A 614-nucleotide genomic window follows, 5' to 3' on the forward strand; every position below is an offset into this window, starting at 1 on the left:
GCCACCCCGCACACCGCCGCGGGCGTGCGGGCCGCGCTGAGCGGACCGGCGGCGAACGACGTGCTCGACCCCGTGGCCGGCTCGGTGGTCGACCCGGCGACCGGCACGGCGCTGTGGAGCCAGGGCGAGACGACGGCGCAGACCCCGGCGTCCACGATCAAGGTCCTCACCGCGGCGGCGGCCCTGCTCGCGCTCGACCACACGTCCCAGCTGTCGACCAAGGTCGTGCGGGGCGCGCAGCCGGGCACGGTCGTGCTGGTCGGCGGCGGCGACCCGACCCTGTCATCCCTGCCCGCGGGACAGCCCACGGTCTACCCCGGCGCGGCGACCATCGACGACCTCGCCGCGCAGGTGCGGGCCGCCGGGCCCGTCACCCAGGTCCACTACGACGTCTCGCGGTACGTGCCCTCCGGGATGGCGCCCGGCTGGGACCCCGCCGACGTGGCGAACGGGTACGTCGCGCCGATCGAGCCGGTGATGCTGGACGGCGGGCGCGCCGACCCCACCAAGTACGACACGCCGCGCTCCGCCACGGCCGCCGCCACCGCCGCGCAGGCGTTGGCGCAGCGGCTCGGCGTGCCCGCGGTCGCGCCCGGCACGGCGGCGCCGGGCGC

Annotated in this window: 1 protein-coding gene; it reads left to right on the forward strand. The window is 78.5% G+C overall.

Features of this window, described 5'->3' with window-relative positions; translation table 11 throughout:
• On the forward strand, positions 1-614 hold a 614-nt coding region (locus tag ACFQ3T_RS36955; RefSeq protein ID WP_380730863.1), incomplete at both ends, for a D-alanyl-D-alanine carboxypeptidase.

This window comes from Saccharothrix hoggarensis, from assembly GCF_042678885.1.
Lineage (GTDB): Bacteria > Actinomycetota > Actinomycetes > Mycobacteriales > Pseudonocardiaceae > Actinosynnema > Actinosynnema hoggarensis.